Genomic DNA, 25,295 nt, shown 5'->3' on the forward strand with positions numbered 1-25,295 from the left:
ACACTACTGGCTGAAAGGTCGAATCGGGGCTGCGACAGGCGTAGGATACCGACGCGAAATCGAATTACATGGCCTGGAAACAGGCCTATAATTCCGCTCCGCAAGTCGGCCCTCGCGCCGCAACATGAAAAGCGTGAAATGACCAATCTGAGCAAAATCCTCTCTCTCGAAAACGTCCAGCTCGACATCGAAGTGTCGAGCAAGAAGCGCGCCTTTGAACAGGCCGGCTTGATTTTCGAGAACAACTGCGGGATCGCACGTTCGACCGTCTCCGAGAACCTGTTCGCGCGCGAGCGCCTCGGTTCCACCGGTCTCGGCCATGGCGTCGCCGTGCCGCACGGGCGCATCAAGGGCAGCAAGAGTTTGAAGCAGCCGATCGCCGCCTTCGTGCGCCTGGCCGCACCGATTCCGTTCGAGTCTCCGGACGGCCAGCCGGTCAGCCTGCTGTTCTTCCTCCTGATTCCGGATCACGTGACCCAGCAGCATCTGGAGATCCTGTCGGAAATCGCCGAGCTGTTCTCGGACGAAGCCATCCGCACGGCGCTGGCCACCGATACCGATCCCCGCTCGATCCACGAACGTATTATCAACTGGCAACCTAGCTTGCAGGCCTTGGGTTAAACTCGGGGGAGTTCCCGCCCCTAATTTTCTCTCGCCATGCTGCAGACTCCGCTCACGATCCAACGGCTGTACGACGATAACCGCGACAGCCTGCAACTGGGCTGGTTCGCCGGCTTTCCTGGCGGCGAGCGGCTGATCTCGGGCGACGTCGCCTCGGCCGCCGACCAGGTCGGCCACCTGAACCTGATCCACCCGGGCCGCATCCAGGTCTTCGGGCACCAGGAACTAAATTACTATCACCGCCTCAAATCGAGTTCGCGCAGCCATGTGATCGGCGAACTGATCGGCGGCGGCCCGCCGGCCCTGATCATCGCGCAGGGTCTGGAAACGCCGCCCGACATCCTCGCCATCTGCGACGAGCAGAACATCCCGCTGTTTTCGACCCCGCTGCCGGCCGCCCAGGTCATCGACTTCCTGCGCGTGTATCTCTCGAAGAAACTCGCCCAGCGCGTGATCATGCACGGCGTCTTCATGGACGTGCTCGGCGTAGGCGTGCTGATCACCGGCGACTCCGGCCTCGGCAAGAGCGAACTGGGCCTGGAACTGATTTCGCGCTCGCACGGCCTGGTCGCCGACGACGCCGTCGAATTCTCGCGCATCGCGCCCAACATGATCGAGGGCCGCTGCCCGCCGCTGCTGCAGAACCTGCTGGAAGTGCGCGGCCTGGGGCTGCTCGACATCAAGGCGATCTTCGGCGAGACGGCGGTGCGCCGCAAGATGCGCCTGAAACTGATCGTGCACCTCGTGAAGCGCGGCGTGCTCGACGAAGAAGTGGAGCGCCTGCCCTTCCACTTCCCGACCGAAGAGGTGCTGGGACTGCCGATCCGCAAGGTCGTCATCCCCGTCGCCGCCGGCCGCAACATCGCGGTGCTGCTCGAGGCCGCTGTGCGCAACACGATCCTGCAACTGCGCGGGATCGATACGCTGCAGGAGTTCATGGAGCGGCAACGGCAAGCGATGAGCGGAGATTGAGTGTTGCTAAGGAGTCTGCCCTTGCAAGGGCAGACCGTTACGCAGGCGCGGGACATGTCCCGCGAAACCCCTGCTTCACCAACGGCAAGCGATGAGCGGAGATTGAGTGTTGCTAAGGAGTCTGCCCTTGCAAGGGCAGACCGTTACGCAGGCGATGAGCGGGAATTAAGACTGCACATTCTCCGCTAACTGGTGCGATCGGAACGTATGCACCCCTAACCGGTCAAAATCGGGACGATCGGCGACAAAGCGCTAACGGTTGCGGTATCATCGAGCCATGCACATCGTTCTCATTACCGGTATCTCCGGCTCGGGCAAATCGGTTGCCCTGAATGTCCTGGAAGACGCGGGTTACTACTGCGTCGACAACCTGCCGCCGGCCTTGCTGCCGCAGCTGGTCAAGACGACGTCCGCAGGCACGGCCAAGCTGGCCGTCGCGGTCGACGCGCGCAGCGCCGAGTCGCTGGTCGAACTGCCGCTCACGGTGCGTACGCTGAAGGAAGAAGGCCACCAGGTGAAGGTGCTGTTCCTTACCTCGAGTACCCATTCGCTGGTCGCGCGCTTTTCGGAAACGCGGCGCAGCCACCCGCTGTCGCATACCCTGATGCCGGGCGAGAATCCGGCCTCGCGGCGCACCCTGATCGAGTGCATCGCCGAAGAACGCGAGCGCCTCGCGGCCATCGAGCAGCTCGGCCACGTGATCGATACTTCGGAAGCCTCGGCGAATAAACTGCGCGCCTGGATCAAGGAACTAGCCGAGGTGCAGCATGCGCCGCTGACCCTGTTCTTCGAATCCTTCGCCTTCAAGGTCGGCGTGCCGCTCGACGCCGATTTTGTGTTCGACGTGCGCGCCATCCCGAACCCGTATTACGACCTGGCCCTGCGCCCGCTGACCGGCAAGGACGCCCCCGTCATCGCCTTCCTAGACGCCCAGCCGAGCGCCACCGAGATGCTGCAAGACATCTGCAAATTCGTCGAGAAGTGGCTGCCTTCGTTCAAGACCGACAACCGCAGCTACCTGACGGTGGCCGTGGGCTGCACGGGCGGGCAGCATCGCTCGGTGTACATGGCGGAGCGATTGGCTGCCTACTTCAATGAGACCGAACGGGTCGTGCTGCGGCATCGCGAGCAGTCGTAGAATTTACATTGATATTGGCCGCATCCACGTAGGGTGGTCGGCTCCACCCGAAAATAATGATCGACGCAGCGTATGCGCCGCCCACGCGTTCAACGTACGTGTGAACCGACGCGCATGTTCATACGGCGGTTGAACGCGTGGGCGGCGCCGGCGTTACCGGGTGCTCCGACACCCGGGTGGAGCCGACCACCCTACATCACACCAAATGCCGCAGCGGATGCGCATGCTCCGGCCACACCGGTTCGAAGAATCTCTCCACCATCTCCGGCGTCACCTCTTCAAGGCGAGGGGGATTCCACTGCGGCGCATTGTCCTTGTCGATCACCAGCGCGCGCACGCCTTCCAGCACTTCGCCGTGTTCGAAATTGCGGCGCACCAGCGAGCGCTCCATGCGCAGGCAGTCGGCGACGTCCATCGATGCGCCGCGCAGCAGCATCTCGTGGGTCACGCACATCATCAAAGGCGAACGCTGGCGCATCGCAGCGAGCGCCTTTTGCAGGAACGGATGCTCACCCTTTTCCAGCGAGGCCATGATCGCCGCCACCGAGCCGGCGCCGAAATGCCCGTCGATCGCAGGGCGCTGCGCTTCCAATGTGCCGACGCCCGCGTCCGCGGCAAAGCGTGCGGCGAACGAACGGATTGCGTCCGCCAGTTGCGCGCCCGGCGTCGCCTCGATCAGCGCATTCAGTTCGGCCAATTGCGCGCCCGGCACGAAGGCATCGGCCAGGCCGACATACAGGGCGTCGGCGGCGCCGATCGTCAGGCCTGTGAGACCCAGGTAATTGCCGAGCTGCCCAGGCGCATGCGACAAGAAATGGCTGCCGCCGACATCCGGGAACAGGCCGATGTTCACTTCCGGCATCGCCATTTTCGTGCGCTCGGTAACGATGCGCAGGCCGGTCTCGGGGCCGCCCTGGGCGATGCCCATGCCGCCGCCCATCACTACGCCATCCATGATCGAGATATAGGGTTTCCGATAGAAATGGATCAGGTGGTTCAGCGCGTATTCTTCCGTGAAAAAATCCTCCAGCAGCGCGCTGTTGCCGGTCGGCGTGGCGTGACCGGCCTCGAAGAAGAAGCGGATGTCGCCGCCGGCGCACAGGGCTTTTTCGCTGCTGCTGGTCAGTACCACCGCGGCGACGGATGCGTCGTCGCGCCAGGCCAGCAGGACGTCGGTCAGGCGCCGCACCATGGCCAGTGAGAGGGAGTTCAGGGCTTTCGGACGGTCGAGCGTGATGATGCCGGTGCCGTTGGCAACGCGGGTCAGGACATGGTCGGTCATGGTGAGCAGGATGATGGAAAAGACATGCATTTTACCCAAGACGGAGCCGGACTCCCGAAATTGAAAAGGGCGCCTCCCGGCGCCCTCGTTCAGACGGTGCGTGGTGCGCGATCAGATCGCAGCAGCGGCCTCTCCGCCCTCAGGACGGCGCTTGAGCGCCTCGTGACTATGGTTTTGCAGCATCGATTTGTATTTCATCACCTGGCGGTCGAGCCTGTCCATCAGGAGGTCGATCGCGGCATACAGGTCTTGCGCCACACTTTCCACGTGTACTGTCTTGCCTGACAGGCGCAGGTTAATCTCGGCTTTTTGCCTTTTGTCTTTTTCGGTGAGATTGTCGATCGCGAGGATCACATGGGAATCGATCACTTGATCGAAATGGCGGGTGATGCGTTCGAGCTTGTTCTGTACGTATTCACGGATGGCGGGGGTGACATCGAGGTGGTGGCCACTGATGGTGAGATTCATACACACTCCTTTGATAAATGCGCGGCGCCGCCTGGCGCTTGGGACGCACGTGGGAGCCGCTGTTACAAGGATTTGCGGAGACTGACGGGAGGTATCTTGAGCGCCTCGCGGTATTTTGCAACCGTGCGGCGCGCAATGACCATGCCTTGTTCACCGAGCATTTCCGCGATCTTGCTGTCGGATAATGGGTTCTTTGGGTCCTCTGCTCCTGTCAGCTGCGCAATGAGCGCCCGTATCGCCGTCGACGATGCTTCGCCCCCCGCTTCGGTGGCGACATGGCTTCCGAAGAAATACTTCAGCTCAAACATGCCGTGCGGGGTCAGCATGAATTTCTGAGTTGTTACACGAGAAATGGTGCTCTCGTGCAGACCCAGTGTATCAGCAATCTCACGAAGCACAAGGGGACGCATGGCAACCGCGCCATGGCTGAAAAAGTTCTTCTGACGCTCTACAATTGCCTGCGAAACACGCAGAATCGTGTCGAAGCGCTGGCGCATATTCTTGATGAGCCACTTCGCTTCCTGCAGCTGCGCGCTCATTTGCCCTTCGCCTTTTCCGCCCTTGAGCAGCTGGGCATAGACGTTGTTCACGCGCAGGCGCGGCATGACTTCGTTGTTGAGCGAGACGATCCAGCCGTTCTTCGATTTCCGGACAATCACGTCCGGAACGACGTAGTCCGACACGCTCGATGCAAAGGCCGCGCCGGGGTGCGGATTGCACTGGCGGATCACGGCTTGGGCTTCGCGCAGGTCTTCGTCGTCGCAGTCGAGCGCCTTTTTCAGCTTGGTGAATTCGCGCTGCGCGAACCAGCTCAGGTAGCCCTCGACAATCTTGAGAGCCATGCGCCGCGTCACCAGCGGCACGCCAGGCATGCTGCGGATCTGCAGCGCCAGGCACTCGGCCGCGCTGCGCGCGCCGACGCCGACCGGATCGAGGCTCTGCACCAGCGCCAGCGCGCAGCGCAGCTCGTCCATTTCGACTTCAAGTTCTTCCGGCAGGCGCGCATGGATCTCGTCGAGCTGCTCTTCCAGGTAGCCGTTGTCGTCGATGGCGTCGATCACGAGTTCGGCCAGCGCGCGGTCGCGCGCCGTGACGCCGGTGACGCGGATCTGCTCGCACAGGTGCTCGCGCAGGGTCACGCCGATGGCGCCCAGTTGCGGCCGGCCGTCGTCGTCGCCCTCGCCGCCCGCGCTGCGGCTGCCCTCGCCCCAGTCGCCCTCGGACTCGCCGCGTTCGACATCGCCGCCGCCGTCCAGGCCTTCGCCCGCGTCCGCCGCCGGCGCGCCTTCGTCGGCGCCCGGCGCCGGAGCCTCGGCCGGCTGCACCGGGGCGTCGTTGATGGCGCCGTCGGCCAGCAGGCGCACCGAATGGTCGAGCGGATCGTCGAGCCGCTCGAGCAGCGGATTGTCCGACAGGATTTGCTCGATCTCCTGGTGCAGTTCGAGCGTGGACAGCTGCAGCAGGCGGATCGACTGTTGTAGCTGCGGCGTGAGCGCCAGGTGCTGCGAAGTCCGAAGTTGCAGTGACTGTTTCATGTTTCCGCTTCGATTCCGTTCGGTTGCTACATGCGGAAGTGTTCGCCCAGGTAGACGCGCCGTACCGACTCGTCGGCGATGATATCGTCGGGACGTCCCGACGCCAGCACCGCGCCCTGGTTGATGATGTAGGCGCGGTCGCAGATGCCCAGCGTCTCGCGCACGTTATGGTCGGTGATCAGGACGCCGATGCCGCGCTCCTTCAGGAAGCGCACGATGCGCTGGATCTCGATCACCGCGATCGGATCGACACCGGCAAAGGGTTCGTCGAGCAGCACGAAGCGCGGGTTGGTGGCCAGCGCGCGTGCGATCTCGACGCGGCGGCGTTCGCCGCCCGACAGCGACAGCGCCGGATTCTCGCGCAGCTTCTCGATTTGGAGTTCGGCCAGGAGAGAGTCCAAGCGCGCGTCGATGGCGGCCCGCGTGAGCGACTTGCCGTTCTCGTCGTGCTGCAGTTCCAGCACGGCGCGGATATTGTCTTCCACCGTCAGCTTGCGGAACACCGAGGCTTCCTGCGGCAGGTACGATAACCCCATCACCGCGCGCCGGTGGATCGGCAGGCTCGAGATGTCGGCGCCGTTGATCTCGATGGTGCCGGCGTCCGAGGGCACCAGGCCGACGATCATGTAGAACGAGGTGGTCTTGCCGGCGCCGTTCGGCCCGAGCAGGCCGACGACTTCGCCGCAGCCCACTTCGAGCGAGACGTCGCGCACGACCAGGCGCTTGCCGTAACTTTTTTGCAGCCCGCGGACGACCAGGGTGCTGTGACTGTCAGGTACCACTTTCATCATTTCTTTCCTGCTGCTGCCGGCGCCGCGGCGGGTGCTGCCGATGGGGCCGATGGGGCCGCTGCGGCCGGCGCCGCCGTCGTACGGCGCGGCGCGATGATCAGGGTGCCGCGGCCGCCGCCGACCTTGCTCTCGCCGCTGGCGTCGTTGCGCACGGTCGCCACTTCGCGGCGGCTGTCGTAGGAGATGTAGGCGCCATCGAGTTCGTTGGTCAGGCGCCCGTTTTCGAGTTCCTTCACCACCGCTTTCGAGAACAGCTTGACCACTTCGACCCGCTCGTCGTACTCGATGCGCTCGGCCTGGCCTTCCATCCACAGGTCGGGGCCGCCGTCGCGTTTCTGGCGGAAGGTGGCGACGCGGCCCGGGGCCGAGGTCAGCGTCACGCTCATGTAGCCTTCCGGGGTTTCCTTGATGAGCGCGCGGTCGGATTTCAGGGTCAAGGTGCCGCGCGTGAGCACGACGTTGCCGGTCACGATGCGGGTCTGCGTGACTTCGTCCACGTCGAGCGAGTCGAAGCTGACCACGGCCTGCTTGAGCGAATCGGCGCGCTCGGCCTGGGCCGTCGACAGCGACAGCGACAGCAGCGAAACGAAAGCGGCGGCGAAGAGTTTTTTCATAAAGCGCATTCCTGTTATTGGGGTGGTGCCTGCGGCTGGCGCGGCGGATAAACGATCTGGCCGCGTCCGCCGAGGTGCAGCTTCTGGGTCGGGTTCTCGGCCACCATGCCGACTCCGTGCGCCGTGGCGGCGCCGAGCGTCATCTGCACGGGACGGTCGGTCTTGACGATCTCGTCGTCGGCCAGCACAGTGAGCGCTTCGGTGCGCGCGTGCAGGGCTTCGCTGGTCGGCGTGGCCGGGCGCTTGATGTCGACGTTGCCCATCAATTCGACGCGGTTCTCGCCATGGTAGACCTGGCCGCGGTCGGCGTGCATGGTCATGCGCGGACGCTCGGGCGCCATGCTCTCGACGACCGGTTTGGTGATCTCGGAAACGTCGTTGTGCGGATGGTGGGCCAGGCGCGCGCCCGACATCACGTAGCGCGGCACGCCGTTCTCCGTCATGCGCACGAAGCTGAAGTTCTCGACGATGTAATCGGGCTCGTTCTGGTTGTTCCCCATGCCGGGCGCGTCGTCCGAATCGAAGGCCTGCAGCAGCCAGAAGCTGCCGAAGGCGAAGAACACGGCCGTCAGCATCAGCGCCAGCGTGCGCCAGCGGTGCGCGGTGCGTTTGTTCACGTAGGTCGCCATGCCGTCATGCCTATCACGCGAAATACGGCGCGAGCGCCGCTTCGTAGGTGCCCTGGGCGCGCATCACCATGTCGCACACTTCGCGCACGGCGCCGCGTCCGCCGCCGGCCTTGGTCACGTAATGGGCGCGGTGCTGCACTTCCGGGTGCCCGGTCGGCACCGTGACGGCGAAGCCGACTTTCGTCAGCAGCGGCAGGTCGATCACGTCGTCGCCGATGTAGCCGCACTGCTCGGCCGTGAGGTTCAGCTGCGCCAGCAGTTCGGCAAACGCGACGCGCTTGTCGTGGAAACCCTGCCAGACGTGGGTAATGCCCAGATCCTTGGCGCGCGCCACCACGATCGGCGACTTGCGGGCGCTGATGATGGCGGTGGCGACGCCGGTCTTCTGCAGCAGCTGGATGCCCAGGCCGTCGAGGACGTTGAAGGTCTTGGTGATCTCTCCGTCCGGGCCGTAGGTCAGGCTGCCGTCGGTCAGGATGCCGTCGACGTCGAAGATCATGACCTTCACGCGCGCGGCGCGCTCCATGTGTGCGAGGGGCGTCATCAATCAAATCACCTTGGCGCGGGTCAGGTCGTGGATGTGCAGGGCGCCGACCAGCACGCCGGCCGCGTCGACCACCAGCATCTGGTTGATGCGGAATTCTTCCATGATCGCCACCGCGTCCACCGCCAGCTGCTCGGGGTGCACGGTGCGCGCGCCGACGTGCATGACGTCGCGGATGGTGAGGTTCGAGAAATCCTGCACGCGTTCGATCAGGCGGCGCAGGTCGCCGTCGGTGAACACGCCCAGCGGTTTGTAGTCGGGATCGACGACGGCCGTCATGCCCATGCCCTTCTGGCTGATTTCGAGCAGGGCCGCGGTGAGCGCCGTGTCGGGCGTGACGGCGGGGATGGCCTCGCCGCTGCGCATGACGTCGCGCACATGGGTCAGCAGGCGCCGGCCCAGGGCCCCGCCCGGATGCGAGCGCGCGAAGTCCTCCTCGCGGAAACCGCGCACATCGAGCAGCGCCACGGCCAGGGCGTCGCCCATGGCCAGCGTCACGGTGGTGCTGGCCGTCGGCGCCAGGTTCATCGGGCAGGCTTCCTTGGCCACCGAGATGTCGAGGTGGACGTCGGCGAGCTGCGCCAGGCGCGATTGCGGCTTGCCGGTCATCGCGATCAGGGGCGCGCCCATGCGTTTCACGACCGGCAGGATGTCCATCAACTCGGACGATTCGCCGGAATTCGAGATGGCGATGAAGACGTCTTGCGCCGTCACCATGCCGAGGTCGCCGTGGGCGGCTTCGCCCGGATGCACGAACATGGCCGGGGTGCCGGTCGAGGCCAGGGTCGCGGCGATCTTGCGCGCGATATGGCCGGACTTGCCCATGCCCGAAACCACCACGCGGCCAGTGCAGGCGTACAGCACGGCGACGGCGCGTACCAGGCTGTCGTCGGCGTCGAGCCGCGCATGCACGGCTGAAATGGCCTCGGCTTCGATCGCGAGGGTCTCGCGCGCGAGTTGGAGAACGCGGCGCGACTGGTTCTCGTCAAAACTGTTCAGCATTGTTTTTTCATCGGTTACACTCATTCCGGAAGTATAAACGAATTGAGAAAGCAAAAAACTTGCCAGACGTATCAAACAACGCGCCATCCACAGAAAATGCTTCTTCATTTCTATAACGCATGGCATCCGGCCTCGAACTGACCCTGTTGTTGCTTGGCAGCGCCGTGCTCGGCGTCGTTGCTTTCCGCAGCCTGCACTTGCCGCCGATGCTGGGCTACCTGGCCGTCGGCGTGCTGATCGGGCCGCACGCCCTCGGGCTGGCGGCCGAGACCCACTCCACGCACGCGCTGGCCGAATTCGGCGTCGTCTTCCTGATGTTCTCGATCGGCCTCGAATTCTCGCTGTCGCAACTGCGCGCGATGCGGCGCATCGTGTTCGGGCTCGGGCTGGCGCAGGTGGTGCTGACCATAGTCGCCACCGTGATCGGCGGCTTGCTGCTGTCGATGTGGGCGCCGCAGCTGCACATCAGCTGGCAGGCCGCGTTCGCGCTGGGGGGCGCGCTGGCGATGTCGTCGACCGCCATCGTGGTGAAACTGCTGACCGAACGGCTGGAGCTGGAAAGCGAGCATGGACGGCGCATCATCGGCATCCTGCTGTTCCAGGATCTGGCCGTGGTGCCGCTCCTGATCCTGATTCCGGCGCTGGCGAAAGACCCGGAGAATCTGGTGAAAACCCTGGCCTGGGCCGGCGTCAAGGCGGCGGCGGTGCTGGCGCTGCTGCTGTTCTTCGGCCAGAAGCTCATGCGCAGCTGGTTCACGCTGGTGGCCAAGCGCCGCTCGCAGGAGCTGTTCATGCTGAACCTGTTATTGGTGACGCTGGGCGCGGCCTGGATCACCGAGCGCGCCGGCCTGTCGCTCGCCCTGGGCGCCTTTGTCGCTGGCATGCTGATCTCGGAAACCCAGTTCAAGCACCAGGTCGAGGAAGACATCAAGCCCTTCCGCGACGTGCTGCTGGGCCTGTTCTTCATCACCATCGGCATGCTGCTCAACGTGCAGCTGGTGCTGCAGCACTGGTGGCTGGTGCTGCTCCTGCTGGCCGTGCCCGTGCTATTGAAATTCGCGCTGATCGCGCTGCTGGCCAAGGCCTTCGGTTCCTCCGACGGCGTGGCGATGCGCACCGGTCTGGCGCTGGCCCAGGCCGGCGAATTCGGCTTCGTGCTGCTGAACATGGCCTCGGGCTCGAAGCTGATCGATCCCTTCCTGATGCAGCTGGTACTCGCCTCGATGGTGCTGTCGATGCTGGTCGCGCCGTTCGTGATCGAGAAGTCGGATCGGATCGTCATGAAGCTCGCCTCCAACGAATGGATGATGCAGTCGCTGCAGCTGACGCAGCTGGCCAGCCGCACGATGGCCGCGCAAAAGCACGTGATCCTGGCCGGCTTCGGGCGCAGCGGCCAGAGCGTGGCCACCCTGCTCTCCGACGAAAAGCTGCCCTGGTACGCGCTCGACCTGGATCCGGAGCGGGTGCAGGAGGCGCAGGCGGCCGGTTCCAGCGTCTCCTACGGCGACGCCGGCCGGCGCGAGGCGCTGATCGCGGCTGGCATCAACCGCGCCAGTGCCTTGGTGATCACCTTCGCCGACACGCGCGCGGCGCTGAAAGTGCTGCACCTGGTGCACGAGCTGGCGCCGTCCTTGCCGGTGATCGTGCGCAGCCACGACGACAGCGACCTGGAACTGCTGCGCCAGGCCGGGGCGACCGAAGTCGTGCCGGAGGCGCTCGAGAGCAGCCTGATGCTGGCCTCGCACGCGCTGGTGGTGGTGGGCGTGCCGCTGCGCCGCGTCGTGCACCGCGTGCAGAGCGCGCGCGACGAACGCTACGCCTCGCTGCGCGGCTATTTTCACGGCGCCAGCGACCTGATCGACGATCCGGAACACACCTATGTGCGCCTGCACTCGGTAGTGCTGGGCGAGGAAGCACAGGCGGTCGGACGGCGCATCGACGAACTCGGGCTGGACGAACTGCAGGCTGAAGTGAGCGGCATCCGGCGCGCGCGGATGCGCATCGAACCGGCGCCGGCGACGGTGCTGCAGGCGGGAGACGTGGTAGTGCTGCGCGGGTCGGGCGATGCGGTGACGCGGGCGGAGGGGCGTTTGTTGTAAGCGCTGATCGCGCAATGCTTGCCGAAGAAACGTAGGGTGGACGGCTTCGCCGGCCACGCGTTCAACCAGCGTCCGAACAGCCGCGCGGCATGCATGCGGCGTTCCCGGCAAATCTCAGCCTGCCATCACCACCCGGTTGCGCCCGCCTTCCTTGGCCTGGTACAGCGCCGCGTCGGCCGATGCCACCAATTGCTGCGCCACGACTTCGATCGGGTGCTCGCGCGCGCCGTCGTCGAGGGCGGCGACGCCGATCGACACCGCGACATCCAGGCTCTGCCCGCCCGCCAGGTCGAAGGGTTTATCCGCCACGCCGGCGCGGATGCGGTCGGCGACCATGGCGGCCGCCTGCAGGTCGGCATTGATCAGGAGGACGACGAATTCCTCGCCGCCGAAGCGCGCCAACGCGTCCGAGACGCGCAATTCCATCTTGATGCGCGCCGCCACTTCGCGCAGCACGTCGTCGCCGGCCTGGTGGCCGATGCGATCGTTGACCTGCTTGAAATGGTCGACGTCGATGAACATGAAGGAAATCTGGTAGTGCTGGCGCTGGGCGCGCGCGATTTCCTCGACCAGGCGGCGGTCGATGTAGCGGCGGTTGTAGACGCCGGTCAGCGGATCGGTCAGCCCGATGTACTTCAGCATCTCGTTGCTGATCACGTTTTCCAGGCAGATCGCGATGATCGAGGCCATGTGCTCGACGAAGTCCGTTCCCAGCGCCGCCGTGAAGCGCTCCGGGTCGCAGCTGCCCAGGTTCAGGCTGCCGATCAGGCGTTTATTGCGCAGCAGCGGCACCAGCGCCACGCTTTGCAGGCCGGCTGGCGGGTGCGGGAACATTGCCCCGTGCTCGGCCTTCGTGTACGGCCCCAGGCGCGGACGCGGGCGCTCGCTCGGCTCGAAGCCCAGTTCCACCGCGTGCTCGCAGAACAGCAGGTCGGACAGCGCTTCGAAATCCACGCCCAGCTTGTGCATGACCGTATAAATGTCGGCGTCGGTGTCGACCAGCGACAGGGTCACGGCGTCGAGATCGGAAATGACGGGCAGCAGGCGGAAGATGGTGCCGACCAGCTGCGGGAAATTCGAGGCGCCGACGATCTCCAGGTCGAAGGCCTGGTGCCGCGCCATGATCTCGTGGTTGCGCTGGGCCTGCTCCATGACATAGCCGATCCGCGCGCGCAGGGCTTCGTTCTCGGCAACGAGGTTGCGCAGGTCGGGCAAGACGGCGTCCGGCTGGTGCATGGGGATTCCTTTCAGCAATACCCGTTACATTACGTGAGTTTTCGACACTTGAAAACGGGATTGCCGATTTTTTCGCTTTTGAGAACGGCAGCGCTGCCTTAAAACGACAGGCTGGTCTCGAACGCCTGCCCGACGCGCAGGGTGGCGCCGCTGCCCGCGGCTACGATGCAGTTCATGCCGACGCAGACGGCGCCGTCGAGGATCGCCTTGGCGCGCCAGGATTGCAGGATGTCGAGCGGGTCGGGGCCGGGAATGCCGGTGGCCTGGTCGATGGCCGGGATCGGGCAGCGCGCGCAGGGCTTAACGGGCTTGATCACGATGTCGCCGCAGCGCAGCGCTTGCGTATAGTCCTCTTCGAACGGGTCGCTACCCTCGATCACCAGATTCGGGCGGAAGCGATCCATCGGCAGTGCGGCGCGGCCGGCGGCGCGCATGCGCGCATTGATCTCATCGAGGGCGGCCTGCCCGATCAGCAGCAGCGGATAGGCATCGGCGAAACGCGCCGCCGAGGGTGCGCCGCCTGTCCACTTTTCGCTCGTCGGCCGCGCCAGTTCCGGCTTGAAGCGCACCAGGCGGCAGGCGGTGGACAGCGCTACTCCGAACCAGGCGGCGGCCGCGTCGCCGCAATCGAGGGCGTCCACCAAGTCGTCCCAGATCTGGACGCGCAGCGTCGGGCCGGACGCCTGCGCCAGCGGCAGGCGCAGCGGCGGCAGGCCAGGCGCGCTGACCATCAAGGCGTCGCCGTCGACGCGCGGCACGAGCGTCGCCATGCGCGGAAATTCGCGCTGGGTCAGGAACTGGCCCTCGTGCGTGACCAGCATCCATTCGCGGTCGTGCACGCCCTGCGCGGACAGGCCGGAGACGGTGGCAACCGCCTCCTCGACCGGCATGGCGGCGCAGGATTTGATCGGATAGAGGATGAGCTGGGAAAGTGTGGCCATTGCTGCGTGCCTGGATGTCGGGGCCGACAGTATCGCATCAAATCCTGGGCTTGCCACAGCCAGGCTCTGGAGCATGCCATCTTGTCATTTCATTTAGGCAAGCTCTTGTCGATGCGATCACCGATCGTTGTTTTACGCTGACACAGTTACCGGATTTATCGACTCTGTAAGATGTTTCCTACAAGCAGCGCGATAAAATTACTGGCATCTTTTGTTGCCCAAAATCATGAACAATACTTATCGCCTCGTCTGGAACGCCACCCTCGGCCTGTGGCAAGCCGCTCCCGAAACCGCAAAAGGGCGAGGCAAATCCAAGTCCACGCGCGCGCTGCGTCCGCTGCTGGCCGGGGCGGCATTGAGCCTGGCCGCATCCGCCTTCGCTGCGCCGGTGCTGCCGACCGACGGCAATGTGACCGCCGGCACGGGCAGCATCACCCAGACCGGCAACACGACCACGATCGACCAGGCAAGCTCGAAACTGGCAATCGACTGGCAGGGCTTTTCGATCGGCCAGGGCGGCACCGTCGTCTTCCGCCAGCCATCGGCGAATGCGGTGGCGCTGAACCGCGTGCTGGGCAGCGACCCGTCCGTCATCCAGGGCGCCCTGCGCGCCAACGGCCAGGTCTTCCTGCTTAATCCAAACGGCGTGCTGTTTTCGCCTGGCGCCCAGGTCGATACCGGCGGCCTGCTGGCCTCGACGCTGGACATGAAGACCGGCGACTTCCTCGACGGCCGCTACCTGCTCGAAGGCGCCAGCGCCAATGCCGTCGTCAACCAGGGTGCTTTGCGCGCCGCCCACGGCGGCAGCGTGGCGCTGGTAGCGGCGCAGGTGACGAACACGGGCAGCATCGACGCACCGGCGGGCGGCGTGGCGCTGGGCGCCGCGTCCCAGGTGCTGGTCGACCTGGGCGGCCCGGTCAAGCTGCAATTGCAGAAGGCGGCCGTCGACACCCTGGTCGAGAACGGCGGCGCCATTCGCGCCGACGGCGGCACGGTGCTGCTCACGGCCAAGGCAGCTTCGGAGCTGGCCGGCAGCGCGATCAACCAGAGCGGCACCATCCGCGCGCAGACGCTCGCCACCGGCGAGAGGGGCGAAATCCTGCTGCTGGGCGACATGCGCTCGGGCACCCTGGACGTGGGCGGCACGCTCGACGCCAGCGCCCCAGTCAGCGGCGACGGCGGCTTCATCGAGACCTCGGCCGCGCACGTGGCCAACAGCGCGGGACTGAACGTGAGCGCCGGCGCCGCGCACGGCCGCGGCGGCGAGTGGCTGGTCGATCCCTACGACTACGTGATCAACGCAGCCGCGGCGACCAACATCTCGAACACGCTCAATACCGGCACCAGCGTCACCATCACCACCCAGGCGAGCAACCCGCAGTACGGCGCCGGCGCCAGCGGCAGTGGCGACATCACGGTGAGCAGCGCCATCGCCAAGACGGCCGGCGGCGACGCTGTGCTGACCCTGCGGGCCGACCGCAACGTGATCGTCGGCGCCGACATCGGGGCGACCACCGGCAAGCTGGGCCTGACCCTGAGCGCGGGCAACGGCGCCGGCATCTACGGCGGCGTGCGCGTCAACGGCAACCTGCGTTCGAATGGCGGCGACATCCTGATCGGCGGCGCGCGCGGCACCAGCAACCAGGGCATCGGCTTCGCCGGCAACCTGAACGCGAGCGAAGCGGCGGTGGTCGTCGAGCAGAACAAATCGATCCTGTCGACGGGCGGTCACATCACCATCAACGGCCGCTCCACGGTCGGCTCGAACAACGGCAGCTATTCGGCCGTGACGGGCGGCGTCTACATCAAGTCGGGCGCGAAGATCCTCTCCGGCGCCGGCGACCTGTACATCACCGGCGAGAGCAGCGCCGGCCTGAAAACCTTCGGCCTCGGCTTCGAAGCGAATGCCGGCACGAATACCGTGGTCGGCAGCGCCACCAACGGCGGCAACATGCTGATGAACGGCGTGAACAGCGCGGCCGGCACCGCCGCCGAGCGCGACCAGGGCGCGATCGGCCTGGTCAACTACGGCAGCGTCGAGCGCCTGTCCTTCTACGGCCCTTCGGTGGCCAGCTGGCTGGTGTTCGTCAACGGCGTGCCCCAGCTGTCGGGCTATACGCGTACGCCCCAGCTCAACTGCGTGAACGGCTACCTGAACTGCGGCTACCTGGTGGTGCCCGGCTCGAACAACAGCTACCTGTACGCCGGCTACCAGTCGGTCGACATGGCAACCAAGGCCGCCTACGTGATCCAGAGCGGCGCCGGCACCAAGGTCTACGACGGCAGCACACTGGCCACCAACCTCACCCTGAGCGGACTTGGCGGCCCGGCCGGCTTCACGCCGGCCAGCCTGCAGCCGGCGCCGCTGTTCCACACCACCAGCAAGAACGTCGGCACCTATACGCGCCTGGCGCGCGACGCCGCCAATCCGACCAGCCTCGCGGCGGGCGGCGAGACCTATGCGGTCGGCTACTTCAACAGCGGCAGCTACCAGATCACGCCGCGCACACTGACGCCCACCGTCGCCAACAAAGTCTACGACGGCACCAGCAGCGCCGCCGTCACGGCCACTGGCGTGATCGGCACCGACGACGTGCGCCTGCAGGGCATCGGCAGCTTCGGCGGCAGCGTCATCGGCCAGTACGACAACGTCAGCGTGAGCGGCATCGTGCTCGATGGCCAGGATGCCGCCAACTACACCCTCGGCAGCAATACCGTGTCGGGCATGAGCGGCAGCATCCTGCGGCGCGAAGTCACCCTGAATGCGTCCAAGACCTACGACGGTTCCGACAGCCTGGCGGGCGTGCTCGCCATCGGCAACCTGGTGGCCGGCGAACAGCTGAACTACAGCGGCGCCCATGCCAACAGCGCGCACGTCGACGGCGCCACCCACGTCAGCGGCATCACCCTGCTCGACGGCGCCAACGGCGTGGCCGCCAACTACATCCTGCCTTCGCTGTCGGCTGCGTCGAACGCCAACCGCGCCGCGATCGCGCCGCGCGTGCTGGGCGTCAGCGCCGGCGGCCTGGCCAGCAAGACCTACGACGGCAGCACCGCCGCCCCGCTCGGCTTCCAGCCGGCGTTCGCGCTGACCGGCCTGGCGGCGGCGGACGCCAACGCCACCGTCGCGGTCGGCGCAACCGGCATGGTCTACAACAGCGCCAACGTGCTCGACGCCGATCGCCTGATCGTGTCGGGCATGTCGGTAACGGGCGTCAGCGGCGGCGTCGCCAATGCGTCCGACTACGTGCTCGCGTCGAACAGCGGCCAGGTCGCCGCGCGCATCGACCCGCGTGCGCTGTCGATCGCGGCCGACGCCGCCTCTAAAGTGTATGGCGAGCGCGATCCGCAACTCGGCTACCGCATCCTGGCCGGCAGCCTGGTCGGCGGCGACAGCCTGAGTGGCCAGGTCGTGCGCAGCGCCGGCGAAAACGTCGGCAGCTACACGATCGACGCGTCAAGCCTGACCAATCCGAACTACGCCGTGAGCGCCAGCGGCGCCGCGCTGACGGTGACGCCGCGCGCGATCACGGTCGCGGCCGACGATGCAAATAAAATCTATGGCGAGCTCGATCCGCAGTTCGGCTACCGCATCCTGGCGGGCAGCCTGGTCGGCGGCGATACGCTGTCGGGCGCACTTACCCGTGCGGCCGGCGAGAACGTCGGCAGCTATGTGATCGACGCCGCGGCGCTCGCCAACGGCAATTACCTGGTCACGGCCATCAACGGCACCCTGACGGTCGCGCCGCGCGCATTGACGGTGGCGGTGAACGACGCCGCCAAACGCTACGGCGACGCCGATCCGCTGCTGGGCTACCGCATCGTGTCGGGCAGCCTTGTCGGCAACGACGTGCTGGGCGGCGCGCCGCTGCGCGCGCTCGGCGAAGACGCCGGCAGTTATGCCATCGACGGCAGCAGCCTTGCCAACGGCAACTACGTCCTGACGGTGACTGACGGTCGCCTGACGATCGCGCAGCGCCCGATCGCGGTCGGCGCCGACGCCGTGTCGAAACTGGCCGGCGCCGCCGACCCGCAACTCACCTGGCGCCTCACGAACGGCAGCCTGGTCGGCAACGACACCCTGACGGGCGAACTGGCACGCGTGGCCGGCGAAGGCGCCGGCAGCTATGCGATCGGCCAGGGCACGCTTGGCAACCGCAACTACGCGATCGGGTTTACGGGCGCAGCGCTGCGCATCGACACGCCGCCGGTCGTGGCCGAGCCGGCGCCGGTGGTACCAGCGCCGGTGCCAGTGCCGGTGCCGGTGGTGCCGGCGCCGGCGCCGGTTGTCGCCCAGCCGGCGCCCGTCGTCGCGGAAGCGGCGCCGGTGGCACCGGTGGTGCCGGCACCCCTCCCCGCCATCGTCCCGCCGGTGGCGCCGGCCCCGGTCGTCGAACAGCCGATCGCGGCCACGCCAGCGCCCGTAACGCCGGCGCCGGCCCCGGCGCGCGTTGCCGTGGCTGCGCCCTACACCAACATCGTGCCGGAACTGGTGCCGCCGACCGTCGGCGCCCTTTCCTACGTCGCGGTGGCCGAGCGCGCAGGGGGCGAGAACACAGGCGGCGAGGCCGATGGCCAGTCGCTGGAACGCGCCGCCTCGCATACGCCGACCTCGGGCCGCGACGTCAAGTTCCTGGACGTGATGGTTGTTTCCGGTGGCATCAACACCGGTATCAGCACCGGTATCAGCACCGGCAACGACGCGGCCCCGGCCGCACCGGCGAACTGAGGCGCCGCGCGCCCTCTTGCTTAACGAATCGAACCGACCGACATGATGAAGTTTCCCTCCCTCCTCCCGGCCGCCCTGTTGATCCTGGCAGCCTACCCGGCCGTCGCCCAACAGCTGCCCGACGCCGGCCGCCTGCTGCAGGAAAACACCGCGCCCAAGCTGCAGGCGCCGCGTCCCGCGCCGACGGTCGCCGTCCCCGCGCCCGCCGCGGCGCCGGCCAGGGGCGGCGTCCAGGTGACGCTGCGCCAGGTCGCCATCGAAGGCAACAGCGCGATCGGCACGGCGGCGCTGCTGGCCGCGCTCGGCGACGTGATCGACCAGTCCTACGATTTCGCAGGACTCAAGCGGCTGGCGGCGCGCATCACCGCCCACTACCAGGCGGCCGGCTATCCATTCGCGCGGGCGCTGCTGCCGCAGCAGGATCTCAGCAGCGGCAAGCTGCGCATCCGCGTCGTCGAAGGCCGCTATGGCAAGATCGCCGCCACCGGCGTGGCGCGCCTGGCCGAGTCGGCGCAGGCCTTCCTGGATCCCCTGGCGCCGGGCGCGCCGATCGAAAGCGGGCAGCTGGAACGGGTGACGCTGATCCTGGACGACCAGCCGGGCATCAAGACCAGGCCGACGATCCGCCCCGGCGAGACCTTCGGCACCGGCGACCTGCTGGTCGAGGTGACGCGCGAGCAGGCGCAGACCGGCGAACTGGCGCTCGACAACCACGGCAACCGCCATACCGGCCGCACCCGCGCGCGCGCCGGCGTCGAGTGGAATAGCCCCTTTACCTTCGGCGACCAGATCTCGGTGCAGGCGCTCGTCACGAACGAAAAGATGTGGTTCGGCGCGCTGGGCTACAGCCTGCCGCTGGGCGCCTCGGGCCTGCGCACACGCGCCGGCCTGACCCACTCGTATTACACGCTGGCCGGCGACTTCGCCGCGCTGGACGCGACCGGCACCGCCGACATCGCCAGCGCCGGCCTGAGCTACCCGCTGGTGCGCTCGCAGCGGCGCAACCTGAGCCTGTCGAGCCAGATCGAGCACAAGCGCCTGAACGACCGCCAGGGCGCGCTCGAAGCCGAAGCCGACAAGTCGAGCGTGGTGGTGGGCGCGGCGCTGAACTTCGATGCGCGCGACGAATTCATCCGCACCGGCGTTACCTTCGGCGCCCTGCGCTGGAGCCTGGGCCGCCTCCATCTGGACGACACCCTGGCCCTGGCCGACCGCGCCAGCGCACGCAGCGCCGGCCGTTTCCGCAAGCTCAACCTCGATCTCGCGCGCATCCAGGCCTTGAGCGAACGCGTCGACCTGTACGGGCGCCTGTCGCGCCAGTGGGCCTCGAAGAATCTCGACTCTTCGGAGAAGTTCGGGCTGGGCGGATCGCACGGCGTGCGCGCCTGGCCGAGCGGCGAAGGCTTCGGCGACGCCGGCACCATCGTGCAGGTGGAGCTGCGCTATACGGCCGGCGACTTCGCGCCCTTCGTGTTCCACGACGCCGGCAAGGTGACGGTGAACCGTTCCCCATGGAGCGGCGACGCCAACACGCGCAGCCTGTCGGGCAGCGGCGTCGGCCTGCGCTACCATCGCGGCAACTGGTATGCGAACCTGGCCGCCGCCTGGCGCGGCCGCGGCGGCGCGGTGCAGTCCGATGCGCACGCGGGCTCGCCGCTGGTGCTGGCGGACGTGCAGTACCGGTTTTAAAAACGCGCCGCGTGGTGGCGGCGTGTGAACGCGTGGGCTCGGGGAGCCCACCCTACGAACAGAGATATGCGTAGGGTGGAGTCCCGACCCACGCGTTCGGAGCATGAATGACCAGCGCCTTTATCACCCCTTCGCCAGCTTCGTCTGGCTCAACTCCGCCGTTAGATAGCCGACCGCCGCCCCGAACTTGTCCTTGTAGTTCGCCCGCACCAGCGGATCGAGCGTGCCCTTGACGACGTTGTGGATGCCGCCCCAGTCGCCCGCGTGCTGGAAGTTACTCATGATGTAAGTCCAGCCATTCAGTTCGTCGACCGCATGCAAGCCGGTCGATTCGCCGCCGGCCGGAATCGACATCACGCGCGAGAGCACCTTGGTGTCGACGTTGTACGCCCACAGGAAGTTGTTCACGTGCTGGCCGCTGTCCTCGCCGATGAACAGGGTGCGCATCTTTTCCGAGAATTTCAGGTTGTCCGGATTGCCGATGCGGTCGGGATTGGCCGTGTTGCCGAGCGCGTCGGCGGCGATGTCCTCGCCCGTGAGCAGCGCCTTCAGGTCGGCCGGCATCCATTCGCTGTTGATGGCCGCACCCAGCGTATCCTTCTGGCCGCCCGTCAGTTTTAGCGCCATCACCGCGCCCGCATTCAGCGCCTTCGGGATCGAGACGCCGTTGCCGGCCACGTTCAGCGCATTCCCCGCCACCATCGAGCTCTGGCAGTTCTGCAGCGCCGAATAGGCGATCTTGTCCTTCGCGTTGACGGTCGTTCCTTCCATCTTCGTAAAACCCATCGAGGCGCCGACCAGCGCGGCGTAGCGGTGGGTCTCGAGGAAGGCGGCCGCCTTGTCCATGCCGGGTTTCAGCTTGATCCACTCGATGGCGCCGTTGGCGGCGACCTTCGTAAAAGTCGGATCCTGCGGATCGCTCGTGCGCACCTCCATGATGTCGGTCGGCCTCAAGCTGACGGCCAGCGCGCGGATCTCGGCGCTGGTGGCGGCACCGAGCTTGATCCAGGTGAGCGGCGCCGCGGCGGCGTTCGGGTCGAGCGAGAAGCCGGCGCCGACCTTGGCCACGTATAGGGCGCCGCTCGACAGATCCTTTTCCTTGTCGGCCACGAAGACGAAGTAGCCGCTGTTGGTGGCGTCGTCGCCCATCAGCACCGTGCGCTGATCCGGCATCACCTGCACCAATTCGTGCGAGATGCGGCCCATGCAGTAGTGCTTCTTGATCGAGGCCGTGCCGTCCGGGTTGACCGTCACTTCCGGCAGGTGGCCGTAGTGGTAAGGGTTGGCCGTGGTCTCGCTGCCGTACAGGTTTTTACTGAAGGCCTTGAACTGGGCGTCGCTGGCGGCCGTAAAGGCGTTCGGTTCGTATTCCTCGCTCGACAGGTGGGTGCCCCAGGGCGACAGGCTGGCGCCGCAGGTGATCCACAGGCCCTCCACGCCCGAGGTGTCGACGTTATGGTATTTCACGAGGGTGAGCTTGCCGGTAGCCTGGTCCTGGTCGAGCGTGAGCACGCCGATCGGTGACGGCAGGCGCCCGTACATGCCGGTCTTGCCGTCCTGGGCGAAGGTGGTGTATTCGAACTGCACCACGGCGAACACGGGTTTGCCCTTCACGCCGGGCACGCTGGCGTTCGGCACCGTCAGCAGCGAGGTGCCGTCGGGCGCGTCGGAAAAGAACTGGCGCTCCTTGCCCGGCACGGTGGTGTCGACGATCGGCTGGTTGCGGATGTCGTAGTAGCCGCCGGCCAGGATGGTGCCGCCGCTGCCGTTGGCGACGCGGTCGCCGGTGATGAAGAAGGGCTGGTAGGCCAGCTTGAAATCCAGCTTGCTGCTGTCGCTGAAGTTGACCGTCATGGTCGAGCCGACCGTGTTGGTGGCCATCGCGGCGGCATTCGCCAGCGTCGGCGCGGCCATCGAGCTGAAGGCGACCGAACCGAGCGTGGCGACCGGCGCGACCGGCGCGGTGGCGTTCGGCAGGGCATCGTTGTCGTTGCCGCCGCCGCAGGCGGTCAGCAGCGAGGCGCCGGCCGCGCCGGCGATCGGCAGCATCGGGGCGGCGCCCAGCATGCGCAGCAGGCGGCGGCGGGACAGTTCGGGGGTCGGGTGCATGCAAGTCTCTCCAGGTCAGGGTGGTGCACGGCGGTTGCCGTTCATGGAGGCGCAGCATAGGGGACGCGTGTTTCAGCTTGATGACGACGGCTCCCCTTGCATTCATACACCAATGCTGTTTTAATGCACTGTATGAATACGCCGATAACCCACACTCTGAGCGAGCTTTGTCTTCTCGCCGACCTGCCCGCGCGCACGGTGCGCTACTACGTGCAGATCGGCCTGGTCGACCGGCCCGAGGGAGAGACCCGCGCCGCGCGCTATGGCGCGCGCCACCTGGAACAGCTCCTGTTGATCAAGAAGTGGACGGCCGCCGGCCTTTCGCTCGATCGCATCCGCGAGCTGCTGCACGGCGCCGAAGCGGCGCCGCCGCCGCGTCCGCGCCAGCCGGGATCGGTCGAGGTCTGCAGCCACATCCTGATCGCCGACGGCATCGAGCTCGTGATCGAACCGGGCCGCGCCGGCCTGTCGCCCGAACGGCTGCGCCAATTCCTGGCGGGCGCCCTCGCCCTCCACGCACAGATCACCGAAGCAGGCCAACCCACCGAAGGAGACTCCGCATGACCGAAGCGACCCACGCACGACTCACCTCCCGCAACGGCGGGCAAGCCGTGTTCGACGGCATGCGCGTGGACGGGCGCGTGCACGGCATGCTGCTCGATATCACGGCGACGCAGACCTTCCGCAATCCGGGCAGCGCGCACATCGAACTGGTCTACAGCTTCCCGCTGCCGGCCGATGCCGTCCTGCTGGCGATGACGGTGCGCCTGGGCGAACGGCGTCTCACCGGCACGGTGGTCGAGAAGATCCTGGCCGCCGGGCGCTACGAGGACAGCCTGGCCGAAGGCGACAGCGCCGTGATGCTGGAGAAGACCCACGACGGCAGCTACTGCCTGAACATCGGCAACCTGGCGCCGGGCGAGACCGGCGAGATCGTCCTGCGCTATGCCCAGACGCTGGCTTTTGCCGGCGACGGCCTGCGCATATGCGTGCCGACCGTGATCGCGCCGCGCTACGGCGATCCGCAGGTTGACGCCGGTCTCGCGCCGCACCAGGCGCCGGAACCCGACCTGTGCGCCGAGTATCCGTTCGGCCTGATCCTGGAACTGGCGCCTGCGTTTGCCGGCGCCGCCATCGCTTCGCCCAGCCACCGCATCGGTGTGCGCGCCCATGCCGGCGGCGTGACCGTGCGCCTGGCCGGCGCCGCCGCGCTGGATCGCGATTTCCTCCTCACGCTGGAGGGACTGGCGCATGACTCGACGGCGACCGCGGCGCCCGATCCGCTCACGCCGGGACAGACGGCGGTGCTGGCCGGATTCCGGCCGCGCATGGCGCGGCTTGATGCGAAACCGGTGCGCGCCAGGATCCTGGTCGACTGCTCCGGCTCGATGGCCGGCGACAGCATCGGCGCCGCGCGCAAGGCGCTGCAAGCCATCGTCAAAGGGTTCGACACGGACGACCGCTTTTCGCTGTCGCGCTTCGGCGATACGGTCGAGCACCGCAGCCATGCACTGTGGAAGAGCACCGACGTCACGCGCCTGAGCGCCAGCCGCTGGATCGGCGACCTGCAGGCCGACCTGGGCGGCACCGAGATGGCGGCTGCCCTCGTCTCCACCATGGCGCTCGATCCGGCCGCGGGCGGCGACGTGCTGCTGGTCACCGACGGCCAGATCCACGCCATCGATGCCGTGATCGACGCGGCGCGCGCATCGAAATGCCGGCTCTTCATCGTCGCCATCGGCAGCAGTCCGGCCGAGGGCCACCTGCGCCGGCTGGCGCGGGCGACCCGCGGCGCGATCGATTTCGTCGCGCCCGGCGAAGGCGTGGCGGCGGCGGTCGGGCGCATGTTCGCGCGCCTGCGCTCGCCGCGCATGGACGCCCTGCGCCTGGCCTGGGCCAGCGGGCGCACGGCCACCTGGACAGGATTGCCGGATACCGTGTTCGCGGACGATACGGTGCACGCGGCCGCGCTGGCCGACGGCGAAATAGAGGACGACGAACTGCGCCTGTACGGCCGCGACGCCCTCGGGCGCGAACACGAGATCGGCCGCGCGGCGGTAACGGCGAAACAGGACGACGGCGCCCTCGCCCGCCTGGCCGTGCACGCACGCCTGCACGGCGACGATGCGCCCGGCATCGCCGAACACCGCCGCCTCGCCTGCGCCTACAGCCTGGTCACGGAGCACACCAGTTTTCTCCTGACGCTGGAGCGCGCAGCCGGCGAGAAGGCGCTGCAGATGCCGCAGCTGCGCCACGTCGGACAGATGCTGCCGGCCGGCTGGGCCGGCGCCGGCTCGGTACACGCGGGTGACGGCCTGGGCATGCGTCAACCGGCCGTCTGGCGGCGCGAAGCGGCCAGCGACGCGATCCTCGCCGCCATGCGCGCGACGGACAACGACTTGCCGGCTTTCCTCAGGCGCTCCGACGATGGCGAACGCGCGCCGAAACGCTCGCTCGCGCAATTGATGGCCGGTCTCTGGCACCACGAAACGGAAAGCGTTTATCTGACGCCGCTGGTCTTGCAGCAGATGCTGAGCTCCACGCCGCATGCGCTCTGGGATCGCAGCTACGACGACCTGCTGGCCGCGAAGATCGATCCAGCCCTGGTGGCCTGGCTACGCGACACCTTCGGCGGCACGCACCCCGAGGACGAGGTGGTCGCCAGCTTCCTGCACTGCATGGCGCAGGCGGCGCTGACTTTCGCGAACCGCATCGGCCTGGCGCGGCGCGTCTCTCTGCCCGCTCAAGCCGACGCCGCCCTCGCTGCGCGCATCGCGGACGCGCTGGCCGGCATGACGGCGGATGCCTGGCCTGCCCTGCCGCCAGCGCCGGACACACAGGACGAGGCAGCGCGCGCAGCCGCATGAAAAAAGCCCGCGCGCGGCGGGCTGGCGAT

At 66.9% G+C, this 25,295-nt stretch carries 19 protein-coding genes; 8 read left to right on the forward strand and 11 right to left on the reverse strand.

What is annotated here, in order from left to right:
- Positions 1–138 precede the first annotated feature (138 nt).
- The 3 genes from ASF77_RS22540 (at position 139) to rapZ (ending at position 2,731) form a co-directional block, all read left to right on the forward strand.
- The gene (locus ASF77_RS22540) at positions 139–621 is read left to right on the forward strand and encodes a PTS sugar transporter subunit IIA (protein WP_056345172.1); all 483 of its coding nucleotides are present in this window, start codon (positions 139–141) and stop codon (positions 619–621) included.
- Positions 622–657: 36 nt separating this feature from the next.
- Positions 658–1,593, forward strand: coding sequence for an HPr(Ser) kinase/phosphatase (hprK, locus tag ASF77_RS22545; protein ID WP_056345175.1), 936 nt, complete (start codon positions 658–660; stop codon positions 1,591–1,593).
- A 277-nt stretch (positions 1,594–1,870) separates the two neighbouring features.
- Positions 1,871–2,731, forward strand: coding sequence for an RNase adapter RapZ (gene rapZ, locus ASF77_RS22550; protein ID WP_056345186.1), 861 nt, complete (start codon positions 1,871–1,873; stop codon positions 2,729–2,731).
- Positions 2,732–2,927: 196 nt separating this feature from the next.
- Here rapZ and ASF77_RS22555 read toward each other — a convergent pair whose 3' ends face one another.
- From ASF77_RS22555 to ASF77_RS22590, 8 genes are all read right to left on the reverse strand, one after another.
- On the reverse strand, positions 2,928–4,013 hold the full coding sequence (locus ASF77_RS22555; RefSeq protein WP_056345327.1) for an enoyl-CoA hydratase/isomerase family protein: 1,086 nt from the start codon (positions 4,011–4,013) through the stop codon (positions 2,928–2,930).
- 111 nt (positions 4,014–4,124) lie between these two features.
- A complete protein-coding gene (gene hpf / locus ASF77_RS22560; protein ID WP_056345188.1) occupies positions 4,125–4,481 on the reverse strand; it encodes a ribosome hibernation-promoting factor, HPF/YfiA family in 357 nt (118 codons plus the stop codon).
- A 62-nt stretch (positions 4,482–4,543) separates the two neighbouring features.
- Positions 4,544–6,016, reverse strand: coding sequence for an RNA polymerase factor sigma-54 (locus ASF77_RS22565; RefSeq protein ID WP_056345191.1), 1,473 nt, complete (start codon positions 6,014–6,016; stop codon positions 4,544–4,546).
- 26 nt (positions 6,017–6,042) lie between these two features.
- A complete protein-coding gene (gene lptB, locus ASF77_RS22570) occupies positions 6,043–6,804 on the reverse strand; it encodes an LPS export ABC transporter ATP-binding protein (RefSeq protein ID WP_056345196.1) in 762 nt (253 codons plus the stop codon).
- Positions 6,804–7,421, reverse strand: a complete 618-nt coding sequence (lptA, locus tag ASF77_RS22575) for a lipopolysaccharide transport periplasmic protein LptA (protein WP_056345199.1) — start codon at positions 7,419–7,421, stop codon at positions 6,804–6,806. The genes lptB and lptA overlap by 1 nt, the downstream gene beginning before the upstream one ends.
- A gap of 14 nt (positions 7,422–7,435) precedes the next feature.
- Positions 7,436–8,038, reverse strand: a complete 603-nt coding sequence (gene lptC / locus ASF77_RS22580) for an LPS export ABC transporter periplasmic protein LptC (RefSeq protein WP_229445550.1) — start codon at positions 8,036–8,038, stop codon at positions 7,436–7,438.
- A gap of 25 nt (positions 8,039–8,063) precedes the next feature.
- Positions 8,064–8,594, reverse strand: coding sequence for an HAD family hydrolase (locus ASF77_RS22585; protein ID WP_056345331.1), 531 nt, complete (start codon positions 8,592–8,594; stop codon positions 8,064–8,066).
- Between the two features lie 3 nt (positions 8,595–8,597).
- Positions 8,598–9,620, reverse strand: a complete 1,023-nt coding sequence (locus tag ASF77_RS22590; protein ID WP_056345205.1) for an SIS domain-containing protein — start codon at positions 9,618–9,620, stop codon at positions 8,598–8,600.
- Positions 9,621–9,715: 95 nt separating this feature from the next.
- Here ASF77_RS22590 and ASF77_RS22595 point away from each other — a divergent pair, with 95 nt between their 5' ends.
- Entirely contained in the window at positions 9,716–11,695 is a 1,980-nt protein-coding gene (locus ASF77_RS22595; protein ID WP_056345209.1) for a monovalent cation:proton antiporter-2 (CPA2) family protein, read from the forward strand.
- Positions 11,696–11,809: 114 nt separating this feature from the next.
- On the opposite strand, the gene ASF77_RS22600 is transcribed toward ASF77_RS22595, so the two are convergent.
- Both ASF77_RS22600 and ASF77_RS22605 read right to left on the reverse strand, forming a co-directional pair.
- Positions 11,810–12,931: a diguanylate cyclase gene (locus ASF77_RS22600; protein WP_056345211.1), complete on the reverse strand. Its 1,122-nt coding sequence runs from the start codon at positions 12,929–12,931 to the stop codon at positions 11,810–11,812.
- Between the two features lie 98 nt (positions 12,932–13,029).
- Complete coding sequence (locus ASF77_RS22605) at positions 13,030–13,872, reverse strand: MOSC domain-containing protein (protein ID WP_056345214.1); 843 nt, start codon at positions 13,870–13,872, stop codon at positions 13,030–13,032.
- 226 nt (positions 13,873–14,098) lie between these two features.
- Here ASF77_RS22605 and ASF77_RS22610 point away from each other — a divergent pair, with 226 nt between their 5' ends.
- Together ASF77_RS22610 and ASF77_RS22615 are read left to right on the forward strand one after the other, a co-directional pair.
- On the forward strand, positions 14,099–18,601 hold the full coding sequence (locus tag ASF77_RS22610; protein ID WP_056345216.1) for an MBG domain-containing protein: 4,503 nt from the start codon (positions 14,099–14,101) through the stop codon (positions 18,599–18,601).
- A 42-nt stretch (positions 18,602–18,643) separates the two neighbouring features.
- The gene (locus tag ASF77_RS22615) at positions 18,644–20,290 is read left to right on the forward strand and encodes a ShlB/FhaC/HecB family hemolysin secretion/activation protein (RefSeq protein WP_056345219.1); all 1,647 of its coding nucleotides are present in this window, start codon (positions 18,644–18,646) and stop codon (positions 20,288–20,290) included.
- Positions 20,291–20,413: 123 nt separating this feature from the next.
- On the opposite strand, the gene ASF77_RS22620 is transcribed toward ASF77_RS22615, so the two are convergent.
- Positions 20,414–22,399 (reverse strand): PhoX family phosphatase, encoded by a 1,986-nt coding sequence (locus ASF77_RS22620; protein ID WP_056345222.1) that lies wholly within the window; start codon positions 22,397–22,399, stop codon positions 20,414–20,416.
- A 132-nt stretch (positions 22,400–22,531) separates the two neighbouring features.
- On the opposite strand from ASF77_RS22620, the gene ASF77_RS22625 reads away from it, so the two are divergent.
- Entirely contained in the window at positions 22,532–22,963 is a 432-nt protein-coding gene (locus ASF77_RS22625) for a helix-turn-helix domain-containing protein (RefSeq protein ID WP_056345224.1), read from the forward strand.
- Positions 22,960–25,266: a VIT domain-containing protein gene (locus ASF77_RS22630; RefSeq protein ID WP_056345228.1), complete on the forward strand. Its 2,307-nt coding sequence runs from the start codon at positions 22,960–22,962 to the stop codon at positions 25,264–25,266. The genes ASF77_RS22625 and ASF77_RS22630 overlap by 4 nt, the downstream gene beginning before the upstream one ends.
- Positions 25,267–25,295 lie beyond the last annotated feature (29 nt).

The organism is Massilia sp. Leaf139, from assembly GCF_001424165.1.
GTDB lineage: Bacteria > Pseudomonadota > Gammaproteobacteria > Burkholderiales > Burkholderiaceae_D > Telluria.

Bases quoted from the DNA above. Each gene is read 5' to 3' on its own strand.
- ASF77_RS22630 (WP_056345228.1), top strand. From the start codon at position 22,960: ATGACCGAAGCGACCCACGCACGACTCACCTCCCGCAACGGCGGGCAA.
- ASF77_RS22615 (WP_056345219.1), top strand. From the start codon at position 18,644: ATGATGAAGTTTCCCTCCCTCCTCCCGGCCGCCCTGTTGATCCTGGCA.
- ASF77_RS22605 (WP_056345214.1), bottom strand. From the start codon at position 13,872: ATGGCCACACTTTCCCAGCTCATCCTCTATCCGATCAAATCCTGCGCC.
- ASF77_RS22610 (WP_056345216.1), top strand. From the start codon at position 14,099: ATGAACAATACTTATCGCCTCGTCTGGAACGCCACCCTCGGCCTGTGG.
- lptB (WP_056345196.1), bottom strand. From the start codon at position 6,804: ATGAAAGTGGTACCTGACAGTCACAGCACCCTGGTCGTCCGCGGGCTG.
- ASF77_RS22625 (WP_056345224.1), top strand. From the start codon at position 22,532: ATGAATACGCCGATAACCCACACTCTGAGCGAGCTTTGTCTTCTCGCC.
- ASF77_RS22540 (WP_056345172.1), top strand. From the start codon at position 139: ATGACCAATCTGAGCAAAATCCTCTCTCTCGAAAACGTCCAGCTCGAC.
- hprK (WP_056345175.1), top strand. From the start codon at position 658: ATGCTGCAGACTCCGCTCACGATCCAACGGCTGTACGACGATAACCGC.
- ASF77_RS22600 (WP_056345211.1), bottom strand. From the start codon at position 12,931: ATGCACCAGCCGGACGCCGTCTTGCCCGACCTGCGCAACCTCGTTGCC.
- ASF77_RS22620 (WP_056345222.1), bottom strand. From the start codon at position 22,399: ATGCACCCGACCCCCGAACTGTCCCGCCGCCGCCTGCTGCGCATGCTG.
- lptA (WP_056345199.1), bottom strand. From the start codon at position 7,421: ATGAAAAAACTCTTCGCCGCCGCTTTCGTTTCGCTGCTGTCGCTGTCG.
- ASF77_RS22565 (WP_056345191.1), bottom strand. From the start codon at position 6,016: ATGAAACAGTCACTGCAACTTCGGACTTCGCAGCACCTGGCGCTCACG.
- ASF77_RS22555 (WP_056345327.1), bottom strand. From the start codon at position 4,013: ATGACCGACCATGTCCTGACCCGCGTTGCCAACGGCACCGGCATCATC.
- ASF77_RS22595 (WP_056345209.1), top strand. From the start codon at position 9,716: ATGGCATCCGGCCTCGAACTGACCCTGTTGTTGCTTGGCAGCGCCGTG.
- hpf (WP_056345188.1), bottom strand. From the start codon at position 4,481: ATGAATCTCACCATCAGTGGCCACCACCTCGATGTCACCCCCGCCATC.
- ASF77_RS22590 (WP_056345205.1), bottom strand. From the start codon at position 9,620: ATGAGTGTAACCGATGAAAAAACAATGCTGAACAGTTTTGACGAGAAC.
- rapZ (WP_056345186.1), top strand. From the start codon at position 1,871: ATGCACATCGTTCTCATTACCGGTATCTCCGGCTCGGGCAAATCGGTT.
- ASF77_RS22585 (WP_056345331.1), bottom strand. From the start codon at position 8,594: ATGACGCCCCTCGCACACATGGAGCGCGCCGCGCGCGTGAAGGTCATG.